The sequence below is a fragment of the Kitasatospora sp. NPDC051705 genome, assembly GCF_044453265.1.
GTDB lineage: Bacteria > Actinomycetota > Actinomycetes > Streptomycetales > Streptomycetaceae > Kitasatospora.
Genome location: NZ_JBITCO010000013.1, coordinates 210,902 through 217,196, shown reverse-complemented (window position 1 = coordinate 217,196; position 6,295 = coordinate 210,902). Strand labels below are relative to the sequence as shown.

Genomic DNA, 6,295 nt, shown 5'->3' with positions numbered 1-6,295 from the left:
GCGCACCAACCCCCCCGGGCGGGGGGGTGGGGGCGGCCCCCCCCCCCCGGGCGGGCGCCCCCCCCCCCCCCCCCCCGGGCGCCCCCCCCCCCCCCCCGCGGCGCGCCCCCCCGACGACAGGTCAGACGATCCGCTCGATCTCCTCGAAGATGTCGGTGTCCGTCTCCTTCTGCCATTCCGGCAGGGCGCCCCAGTCGGCGACATAGCTCGGCTTCGGGTCCGGGATGTGCTTGTGGATCTGGGCGATCCAGCACAGGGCGACGAAGCGGCCCTTCTGCTCCCTGCTGAGCTTCGCGGTCATGCCGCCGCTCACCGTGACGAAGTCGCGAACCTGACCGAACACGGCGGCAGCCGACTCGCGCTCCCAGTCCGGAGTCTCGTCCCAGGGCGTGATGTATCCCGGCTTCGGCTCACCCGGGAAGTGCCTCCTGACCCCGGCGATCCATGCCTCACGGAAGATCCGGCCGTCCTCGTTCTCCATGCTCAGTCCTCTCGTCGTCCATTCAAGGCGGCATCCCCGGCCTGCCGGGCAATCAGCGCTGCCACGCGTCGAGGGAGACTGCGGGACCACCATCGAGGTAACTGTGCAGCGCCGCTTTGGTGGTGGACACGAACTCGTGCGGTACGTCGTCGGCGCTGACCCAGGCGACCTCCGAGTGCTTGGCGGGCTCCCCGTTGACGAGGTCGCCGGACCAGCGGTGAGCGGCGAAGACAACGGTCAGGAAGCCGTTGGGTGCCTCGACACCACGGGCGCCATGAATGACATGGGCCAGACGCAGGTCCTCGGGAGCGACGACGAGTCCTGTCTCCTCCCTGAGTTCGCGCCTCGCCGTCTCCGTGATCGGCTCACCGGGTTCGTTCTTCCCGACCGGAAGGTCCCACATGCCCTGCGCGAACTTCGCCCGGGGGCCTCGCCGAAGGAGCACGACACGCTGGGCGTCGAGGTCGTGGACGATGACGGCGGCGACCAGCAAGGTCATCGACTCCGTAGCGGGCTTGAGAGCGGTTTTCTGATCGGCGGTCGGCTGAGCCACGTCCGTCGGGTCCTCTCTGCGGTGCGACTGTCATGTCAGTGCTTCCCGTGCACGGAGTTCCAAGTCAACGGCTCCGGGAACACCACGTCTACGGTAGATCGCCAAGCAGGGACGGATCGAGGAGATCGCCTTTCTCGTTCGGTCCGACGTCATGCCGTTCATGAGGTCGAGCGCACGGCCCCAGGTTGCCACCGCCTCATCCGCGCGGGCTTGAGCAGCCAAGCTGTCGCCCAGATCCGCATAGGTGAGGGCGTGAACGCGCTTGTACTTCTCGGCGTCCCAACGAATCAGCGCAGCACGATGTTGCTGTTCGGTTCCTGCGTGGTCTCCGAGGTCGGTGAGGGTTCGGGCCGTATGGCTCGCGACGGTCCCGGCCGCCGGGCCGCTGACGAGCGAGAAACTGGGCTGCGGGTCACCGTCACGGGTAAGGGCCCTCTCCGCAGCGAGCAGTGCCTCGGCTGCGGCGGGCTTGTCGCGGGTGGCAGCAAAAGCCCGGGCGTAGGTGATGTGGAGAAGCGCTTCGGTCCTTCCATCCACATGACCGATGCTGCGAGCGAGCGCGTTCTCGATCAGTGCCACACAGTGATGCGGCTGCTTGAGGCTGAGCGCCTGGTGAGCCAGGGCACGCATCATCCATCCGGCGTGGCCGTGTGGATCCGACTCCACAGCAAGCTGGTAACCGACCTGATAGTAGTGCTGGGCCGCACCCTCCTGGCCGAGGTCGTGATGCTTCCATCCGGCGAGGTATGCGAGTTCGGCCACAGCCCCGAATGCTCGCCGACGTGTGCCTTCGTCAGGGAAGCGGCCGTTGAGCATCGGGGCCGCGGTGTCGGCGAGGTAGGCGGTCACGGTGGTCAGGCCGTGACCGCCACCGAGCCGTTCGTCCGCCGCACTGAATACCGCGGTGACCTGTCGGACAACGTCGACTTCCTCAGCACCGACGCGAGCCCTACCGGTCCGGGCACGCATCAGACGCGAGACGGGCTCGGGGTCGTAGAGCAATGGCATCGCCACACCGGCGGTGGTGAACGCGGCAACGGCCAGGAAGGTGCGGCGTTCGACATCTGCACGGCCGAGGTTGGCAACCGCCTCAACAGGATCGCTGCTCGCTGCCAAGGATTCTTCCGGAGCGGCGAAACCGATTTCGGCCAGAGTGACCTGCCGTCCGGATCGGCGGGACAGCGCTTCGGCAATGTACCGACCGGCCTGCCCCGCCGGCTGCGCACCGTTGATCCAATGGGCGACAGCGGACTTGTTGGTGCGGAGCGTCTCGCCGTTCTCCGCACCCACGCGCCGGACAGCGTTGGCTAAAGCCTCGTACGTCCAACCGGCAGTTGAAATCGCCTCCCGGAGGCGCTGGTTGGGCTCCCTGCGTGTGGCCACGATCAATCCCCTGAGGTGGAGCTGTAAACCGCGTAAACCACTCTACGTGTCGGCGGGCCTACCGAACGTGCCGTTGGGTCGGTTCACTGGGATGCAAGCCGTTCGTTGCACTGAGTCCCGGCTTCCTCACGTCGAACCACCGATCGGCCCCTGACCACCATGCCGTTCAACTCCTCAGCCTGGGAGGCCTGATGAACACCGACGACTCGACTGTGCTCCCGGTGCGGGAGACCTCGGAGGTGCAGCCGACAACGGCCGCAGTGCGATCCGCCCGGTTGTCGTTGATCCGCGCGGTTCGATCCTGGCCGGTACCACTCTCCGACGAGTCCTTGTGGGATGTGGAGTTGTGCGCCGCCGAATTGATGACCAATGCCGTTGAAAACACCAGAACCTGCTGCCGAGTGACGGTCCGGTGGACCGGTGTGCGTCTGCGGGTCGAGGTGATGGATGCGGGCCCGGGCCTGCCACAGAGGAGCGCGCCCGACGACATGGCCACCGCCGGCCGTGGCCTCCTCCTGGTGGAAGCGCTGGCTCACTCCTGGGGCTGGTACCCGGTGGAGACGGGCAAGGTCGTGTGGTTCGAGGTGGCACCCGACCGGATCGTGACGGGAGACGCGCGGCTCGCCGTACTCGTCTCCGCGGTTCAGGTCCGGGCGCAGCAGCAGGCCCGGGCCGGCGAGAGCCGGCTGAGGACGGAGACCGTTCGGTGACCGAGCCTTCCACGCCCACTCGGTACGTAGTCCGCTTGATCGACTCCCGGAGTCCGCACTTCGTCCTGCTGGACTGCTGGGGGATCTATGACCGGGCCCGACACGAGTACGTGCGCGTTCCAGGCTCCTCGGACCGGATCAGGCGCTTCTACACGTGTCGGCCGCCGAGGCTCACCTGCGAGTCCTACGTGCCGCTGCCGAGTCTCAGATGGTCTGAGGGTGTCGACCCTTCAACCGGACCGGCTGATCTCCCTGCCGAAGCAGCACCAGGAACCCACCGGCAAAGGAGCCGTACCATGCACGACCTGATCGCGAGCCCGTTTCTGAACAGCTTCGTCGTGTTGCGACCAGGCCGCCTGGAGGGCATCGCGCTGCCCGAACGGCGCTTCCGGGAACTGGCGCAGTCCCACGGATCCGGGCTCGCCGTTCCACTCTGGCTCACGGACGCCGCCCGCAGCCGGTGGGGGATCGACGTCGCCCCTCGGCCGGTCAGTCATGCCGTGCACATCCGCGACGCCCCGGTGTACGGCCATAGCCGGGCGAGCTGGGAGATCAATCTCGGCTGTGACCTGGACTGCGAACACTGCTACCTCGGGGAGAAGCGGTTTGCCGGCCTGGACGCCGAAGGCAAGCAGCGGCTGCTCCTGATCCTGCGGGACGCAGGGGTGTTGTGGCTGCAGATCACGGGAGGCGAGGCGCTGATCGACCCCCACTTCGCGGCCTCCTGCCGGCTCGCGCACGACCTCGGAATGATGGTCGAGGTTTTGACGAACGGCACTCGGCTGACGAGCCCCACCATCCTGGAATCGCTCACCACCAGCAGGCCGTACCGGGTCACGGTGTCGCTCTACGGAGCGACCGCGGAGACGTACGACTCCTTCACCCGCCGCCGGGGCGCCTTCAGAAGGGTCACCCGCGGGCTGGCCGCTGGGGTCGAGGCCGGCCTTCCCCTACGGCTGGCGTTGATCGTCACCGCGCAGAACGCACACGAGAACGACCGAATGCGCGGTATGGCCGACGAACTGGGCATTCCATACAAGGAGTACACCCACATGTCGCCGACGATCTACGGCGGCGCGGAGTCGCTTGCGTCCCAGTCACCCGCCCACCTGAAGGCCCTCGAACGCTTCACGGGCTGCAACGCGGGACACACCTTCCTGCACGTCGATCCGCACGGACGGGCATCGATGTGCAAGGTCGGCCGGGACGAGCAGATCGACATCATGGCCGAAGGCGTCGAAGGTCTCGTCCGGCTCGGCGCAATCGCCGACCGCCTCATGCTTCGCACCGGTGGCTGTTCCGGCTGTCGTCTCTCCGGACTCTGTTCGGTCTGCCGACCGCTGGCCAAGCGCTATCAGGAGGCGAAGGCACCACTGAACACCTACTGCCAACATGAACAGAAGGGAGACTCGGGATGACCGCTGTCATGGTCGAGCTGACCGCCACCCGACGTGAGGACGACGAGGCGCTGGCATTCATCGACGACATGGAGGACTTCAGTGCTGACGCCCTCCCCGGGTGCAGCGACGACAACCCGTACCGGTAGGGCGCGAGCTCCGGAGGCCGACGGCTGTGGTGCCGTCGGCCTCCGGGCCGACTCTGGGAGCCTGGGTACCGTGACCACCATCCGCATGCACTGGGCAGATCTACCCGAAGCCGTACACCGGGCCGTCGCCGCCCGCCTCGGAACGCCCATCCTTGCTTCGGAGACGGTCTCGGCAGGTTTCAACTCCGAGATCGCCGCCACGCTCACCACCGCCGACAGCACCGTCTTCGTCAAGGGGATGCGGCTGAGTCACCCACGCGTGTGGACCCAACGGCGTGAGACGGAGATCAACCCGTACGTGGTGGGCCTCGCCCCCTCGCTGCTGTGGCACCTGGACGTCGACGGCTGGAGCCTCGTCGCGTTCGAGCACGTCGAGGCCCGCCACGCCGACTACCGCCAGGCCGGGGAGCTGGAGTTGCTGGTCGGGGCTCTCAGCCGGCTCGGCCGCACCCCGTGCCCGCCGATCGAGCTGCGCCGCGCCGAGCAGCGGTGGGCCGCCTACGTGGACGACCCCGGGATGCCGGCCCGGTTCGCCGGGGGTTCCCTGCTGCACACCGACCTGAACAACGAGAACGTCCTGGTTCGAGGCGGCCGCGCTCTCCTGGTCGACTGGGCGTGGGCCACACGGGGGGCACCCTGGATCGACCCAGCCCTCTGGGTGATCTGGTTGATCGCCGCAGGCGGCCACAGCCCGGCCGCGGCAGAGACCTGGGCGGCAAGGGTTCCGACGTGGAAGAGCGGCGATCCGACCGTGGTGGACGCCTTCGCACGGGCTCAGGCGCGCATGTGGACCGACATCGCCGGAGATGACCCGGACCCGTGGACCGCTGGGCTGAACCGGGCCGCCCAGCGGTGGGCGCGGTTCCGGAGTGCTCGGTGACGGTTCGGACCTGAGCACCCACACGATCAAGCTCCCGGTCTGGCATCGTGAGCAGGATCTGAGGGTAGCCGAGCAGTACGTCCGCGCGGCCGGCAAGATCAGCGACCATCACGAGGAGCTGCCGTGACCGTCACCTCCCCCGAGTTCGTGGCCGGCCTGGCGGCCGACGCCGAAGCCGCCGGGATCACCGGCTTCGTCGCCGCCGCCGTGATCGACCGCGACGGCCGCATCCTGCTCGTCCGTCGCAACCCGGACGACTACAGGGGCGGCCTGTGGGAGATCCCGTCCGGCACGGTCGAGGCCGGGGAAGCCATCCTGGACGCCCTCCGCCGGGAGACCGCCGAGGAGACCGGCCTGACCGTCGACCAGGTCACCGGCTACATCGGTCACTTCGACTACGCCGACAGCCGCGGCGGCACGACCCGCCAGTTCACCTTCGCCGTCACGGTGGAGAAGTACGAACCCGTCGTCCTCACCGAACACGACGCACACCAGTGGGCCCTCCCGGGTGAGCTGCCCGCGGTGAGTGACGCGGTCCGCAAGCTGATCGCACCCTGAGCTACGGAACGAGCCAATCGGGCCGGAACGCGTGCACGAGGTCCTGGCAACCGCCGAAGTGGCGCCCCCCCGCGGGCCGGGGGGCGGCCCCCCGGGGGGGGGGGGGCCCCCCCCCGGGGGGGGGGGCCCCCCCCCGGGCCCCCCCCCCCCGGGCCGCCGGCGGGGGGGGGGGGCGGCCGCCGGC

8 protein-coding genes are annotated in these 6,295 nt (G+C 68.7%); 5 read left to right on the top strand and 3 right to left on the bottom strand.

Features of this window, described 5'->3' with window-relative positions:
• Positions 1-121 precede the first annotated feature (121 nt).
• From ACIA8Q_RS19190 to ACIA8Q_RS19180, 3 genes are read right to left on the bottom strand one after another with little or no spacing between them, the layout of a single operon-like run.
• Positions 122-481: a hypothetical protein gene (locus tag ACIA8Q_RS19190; RefSeq protein ID WP_396317478.1), complete on the bottom strand. Its 360-nt coding sequence runs from the start codon at positions 479-481 to the stop codon at positions 122-124.
• Positions 482-533: 52 nt separating this feature from the next.
• A complete protein-coding gene (locus tag ACIA8Q_RS19185) occupies positions 534-1,034 on the bottom strand; it encodes an NUDIX domain-containing protein (RefSeq protein ID WP_363365757.1) in 501 nt (166 codons plus the stop codon).
• Between the two features lie 30 nt (positions 1,035-1,064).
• Positions 1,065-2,417, bottom strand: coding sequence for a tetratricopeptide repeat protein (locus ACIA8Q_RS19180; RefSeq protein WP_360223318.1), 1,353 nt, complete (start codon positions 2,415-2,417; stop codon positions 1,065-1,067).
• A gap of 191 nt (positions 2,418-2,608) precedes the next feature.
• On the opposite strand from ACIA8Q_RS19180, the gene ACIA8Q_RS19175 reads away from it, so the two are divergent.
• The 5 genes from ACIA8Q_RS19175 (at position 2,609) to ACIA8Q_RS19155 (ending at position 6,111) form a co-directional block, all read left to right on the top strand.
• Positions 2,609-3,127, top strand: a complete 519-nt coding sequence (locus ACIA8Q_RS19175; protein ID WP_360223315.1) for an ATP-binding protein — start codon at positions 2,609-2,611, stop codon at positions 3,125-3,127.
• Between the two features lie 296 nt (positions 3,128-3,423).
• The gene (locus tag ACIA8Q_RS19170) at positions 3,424-4,545 is read left to right on the top strand and encodes a radical SAM protein (RefSeq protein ID WP_360223312.1); all 1,122 of its coding nucleotides are present in this window, start codon (positions 3,424-3,426) and stop codon (positions 4,543-4,545) included.
• Entirely contained in the window at positions 4,542-4,673 is a 132-nt protein-coding gene (locus ACIA8Q_RS19165) for a hypothetical protein (RefSeq protein ID WP_360223309.1), read from the top strand. The genes ACIA8Q_RS19170 and ACIA8Q_RS19165 overlap by 4 nt, the downstream gene beginning before the upstream one ends.
• 70 nt (positions 4,674-4,743) lie before the next feature.
• On the top strand, positions 4,744-5,553 hold the full coding sequence (locus ACIA8Q_RS19160) for an aminoglycoside phosphotransferase (protein WP_360223306.1): 810 nt from the start codon (positions 4,744-4,746) through the stop codon (positions 5,551-5,553).
• Positions 5,554-5,676: 123 nt separating this feature from the next.
• Positions 5,677-6,111, top strand: a complete 435-nt coding sequence (locus tag ACIA8Q_RS19155) for an NUDIX domain-containing protein (RefSeq protein WP_360223303.1) — start codon at positions 5,677-5,679, stop codon at positions 6,109-6,111.
• Positions 6,112-6,295: the final 184 nt, after the last annotated feature.